Source organism: Dietzia sp. DQ11-44 (genome assembly GCF_014145205.1).
Classification (GTDB): Bacteria; Actinomycetota; Actinomycetes; order Mycobacteriales; family Mycobacteriaceae; genus Dietzia; species Dietzia natronolimnaea.
In genome coordinates, this window is the sequence record NZ_JAALEC010000248.1 from 1 (window position 1) to 3,463 (window position 3,463).

Sequence of the window (3,463 nt, forward strand, 5' to 3'; positions counted from 1 at the left end):
AGGCCTCGGCGCAGATCGCGCAGTGGGCGTGCATGTCCGCGTGGGCCCCGCAGTCGTCAGCGCACGTCGCGCACGCGACGCGGCACGCGCTGAGCAACTCCTTGACCGCCTCCGAGATCGTCCCGGTCCGGCGACTCAATACCGACGCGGTGGCCGCGCACACGTCCGCGCAGTCGAGATCGGTGCGGATGCAGTCGCGCATCTCCGCGACCGACTCCTCGGCCAGGCACGCGTCCGCGCAGGCGGTGCAGATGCGCGCGCACGCGGACGCGGCGTCGATCGCCTCCGCCAGCAACTCGACGGGCAGACCGCCGGTCGGGTGGGGGTGGGACGTGATCATGTCGATGGTGCTCATGGTTCCTCCTGGGACTCGTTCTGGTGAGGGCGAGGCGGGGGTCATCGGGTGGCCAGGACGATCCGCTGCAGGTCGTGGCCCACGATCACGTCCCCGCCGTAGCCCTCCTGGGCCCAGTCGTGCCACTGGCGCACGTCCACGACGCCGGAGTAGTCGCCGAGGTGCGTGAGGACCAGTCGCTCGGCGCCGGCGCGCTCGGCGACCTGCCCCACCACCTGGACCTCGACGTGGGACTCCAGGTTGTGCTCGATCATGGCCGGCGGCAGATTGCCGCCGCGCACGTTGATCGCCTCGTGCACGAGGGTGTCGGTGCCGAGCGCCAACCGGTCCAGGTTCTCGCTGAGGCTGGTGTCCCCGGAGAACGTCACCGACCCGTGCGCGGTGTCGAAGCGGAAGGCGAACGCGGGGAAGACCGGCCCGTGCGGGACGAGGGTGGCGGTGACCCGGACGTTCTGGTCCTCCATGACGAGGAACGGGTCCATCGCCGGGGAGGTGTTGGTGTAGCTGGCGCCGACGTCCGGGATCACGATCTCGTGGACGTCGAACAGCGTGCGCGGGTCGGGCGGTCCACCGGTGGGGCCGTTGTCCCGGAGGAAGATGTTCGACGTGTAGGCGTAGGCCTCGTCCAGCCGCTGCGTCATCTCCGCGGTGCCCGGGGTCGGGCTCTGGGGGGCGACCACCGGGAAGTCCGGGTAGTCGACGTTGGGCGGTCGCAGTCCGCCCGCGGACCCCGGGCCGTGGACGCCGACGGGGGCCACGAGTTTGTCCCCGGCGGCGTTGGCGACCACCCCACCGATGAGCGCGAAGTTGTAGTAGTCCGCGATGTGGTCGGCGTGCAGGTGGGTGAGGAAGATGTCGCTGATCGCCGCCAGTTCCAGGCCCGTGAGCCCGTACTGCGTAACCGCGGACCGGCCGCAGTCGATCACGTAGGCGGCCCCGTTGACCACGAGGACCGACGCGATCCCCACCCGCGTCCTCTCCACCATCGGGCCGGCGAGTGTCCCCAGGAGCAGCAGCTCGAGTGGTTCACGCTGCGCCGAGGGGATGCCGTCCGGCGGGGTGCCGCCGGACGACCCGAGGGAGCCGGAGCCCAGGGAACCCGTGAGGCTCTGGGCTCCGGCGGAGCCGCTGCCGAAGCCCACGATTCCGGTCGCCGCGACCGCCCCGCCGAAGGCGGAGAGGAGCGAGCGGCGGCTGAGGCGGGCGGTGGGCGGAGGCGGGGGGAGGGGTTCTGACGGGGGCATGGCGGCGTCCTTCTTCCGGGGTCGGGTCAGAGGCGGCGACGAGCCGGAGAAGTGCGCGCTACCAGCGCGTTGTGCCCAAAATGCAATCTACCTCACACTCGGTCGGATAAAAGCACATTCACGATCCGGGTCAGAACGGGACCTGGGTCCGGAGCAGTCCCTCCGCCGGGGCCCGGCCGCTGAGTGCTCGGCAGAACTCGAACGCGTCCATGGTGAGGTTCTCGCCCGCGCCCGAGTGCCCGCCGTGCTGCCAGCGCCCGCCCGCCGGGCCGGTGAGCTCCAGGTCGTACGCCTGGCCGTGCCGACCGGCCCACTCGGTCACCACGTCGTCGACGATCACCCCCTCGTGTTCCGCGGTCGCCGTCATGGTGGCTCCCGTCGCGGAGGCGATGTCGATGCGGTGCATGAACGGATCGCGGGTGAGGATCACGTCGAAGAGGTAGCCCATGGACCACCACTCGCCGTTGTCCTCCATGGCCTGCTTCCTCATCACGCCCGGCGCGCGCCGCCTGTTCCTGGCCGCCCTGGGGGCCAGTCGGCGCACCTGGGCGATGAGTTCGTCCGTCGACAGGCCGGCGTTCTTCTCCACCTGCAGCGCGGTCATCGCGTCGATCGCGGGGCAGCCCTCGCGCTTGGCGCGCCTGCCGGACGCGACCTGCTGGCGGACCATCTCCGGCCAGCTGGCGAGCATCTGGATCATGCCGAGCATGTGCCCGGCCATCGCGCGCACGTCCCACTCGGTGCAGTCGGTCCGGGTGCCCCACTGCTCGGGGGTGAGGCGGTCGAGCATGTCGGCCACCCGCTCGTACTCGGTCTCGGCCAGGCGCGCGGCGGTGTCGCGGTCCAGCCGGGGCGGTCGCGGGTCGTTCTTCGAGCGGTGTTGCCCGGTTGTCGTGGTCATGGCGGTGTGCCTTCCTGTGTGGTGGTGACCGGGACGTCGGTCGGGATGCCGACGTCGTGCAGGTACATGTCGACCGCGCGGTCGAACAGGCGGGCCCAGCGATCGCCGCCGGGGTCGTTGGCGAGTTGGGCGTCCGCCATGCCGCCCACCACCGCCACGTAGAGGTCGATGTCCTCCCGGTCAGTGATCCCGATGGCTGCGAACCGCTGACGCAGACCGTCGAGCACGAGCACCGCGGGCGCGTAGGCCTCGGGGCTGGGTTCGAAGCCGGGGATGGTGCGCTGGTTCATCAGCTGGAACCGGGCGAGGTCGCTCACGCAGAAGTCGAAGTATGCCCGCGCGTACATCCGGACCGTCCCCCGGGCATCGGACGGGCGTCCCTCGTCCAGGGCCAGCATGATGTCGAGGCACTCGGTCCAGGCCTGGGCGAACATGGCGTCGTAGATGGCGTTCTTGGAGTCCACGTGGGAGTACAGCGACGGCGCCTTCATGCCGACGCGGGCCGCGACATAGCGGAGGGTCAGCTGGGCCAGGCCCTGTTCGCGGGCCACCTCCCACGCGGCGTCGATGATCTCCCGCCGTGTCGCCTCACGTCGTTCGGCTGACCTATCGCGATTCGGAGTGCCTAACATGGTTAGGATTGTGCGCCGGTGACCCGCCGGTGTCCAGAGGCGATCGGGTTGCGTTCGGGTCTCGGTGCCGTCACGGCGCGTGGGTCTCCAACTCCACAACCTCGTCGGCCCAACTTTCGGCCAACCGCAGATCGTGGGTGATCGCCAGGACGCCCAGGCCTCCGTCGGCCCGCCGGCGGAGGGTGCGGGCGATCGCGGCCGTGCTCAGCGGATCCAGATGGGCGGTGGCCTCGTCGGCGATCAGGTACCGGGGTTCCTGGGCCAGCGCGCGGGCCAGGCAGGCGCGCTGGAGTTGCCCGCCGGAGACCTCCGCCGGGCGGCGGTCCAGCAT

5 protein-coding genes are annotated in these 3,463 nt (G+C 70.9%); all 5 read right to left on the reverse strand.

The genetic code is table 11. The features are described 5' to 3' along the window. The coding region (locus tag G6018_RS07095) for a four-helix bundle copper-binding protein (protein ID WP_182639253.1) at positions 1-355 on the reverse strand (355 nt) is incomplete at its 3' end. A gap of 41 nt (positions 356-396) precedes the next feature. Beyond that, positions 397-1,599, reverse strand: a complete 1,203-nt coding sequence (locus G6018_RS07100) for an MBL fold metallo-hydrolase (protein WP_182610202.1) — start codon at positions 1,597-1,599, stop codon at positions 397-399. A 130-nt stretch (positions 1,600-1,729) separates the two neighbouring features. Beyond that, positions 1,730-2,500 (reverse strand): maleylpyruvate isomerase family mycothiol-dependent enzyme, encoded by a 771-nt coding sequence (locus G6018_RS07105; RefSeq protein ID WP_182639254.1) that lies wholly within the window; start codon positions 2,498-2,500, stop codon positions 1,730-1,732. Beyond that, positions 2,497-3,132 carry a TetR/AcrR family transcriptional regulator gene (locus tag G6018_RS07110; RefSeq protein ID WP_182639255.1) on the reverse strand — a complete coding sequence of 212 codons (636 nt, stop codon included), beginning with the start codon at positions 3,130-3,132 and terminating at the stop codon, positions 2,497-2,499. The genes G6018_RS07105 and G6018_RS07110 overlap by 4 nt, the downstream gene beginning before the upstream one ends. 70 nt (positions 3,133-3,202) lie before the next feature. Beyond that, positions 3,203-3,463, reverse strand: a 261-nt coding sequence (locus G6018_RS07115; protein ID WP_182639256.1) for an ATP-binding cassette domain-containing protein, incomplete at its 5' end; no start/stop codon positions are given.

Excerpts from the sequence above, each read along its gene's own strand:
- G6018_RS07110 (WP_182639255.1), bottom strand. The coding sequence starts at position 3,132 with ATGTTAGGCACTCCGAATCGCGATAGGTCAGCCGAACGACGTGAGGCG.
- G6018_RS07105 (WP_182639254.1), bottom strand. The coding sequence starts at position 2,500 with ATGACCACGACAACCGGGCAACACCGCTCGAAGAACGACCCGCGACCG.
- G6018_RS07100 (WP_182610202.1), bottom strand. The coding sequence starts at position 1,599 with ATGCCCCCGTCAGAACCCCTCCCCCCGCCTCCGCCCACCGCCCGCCTC.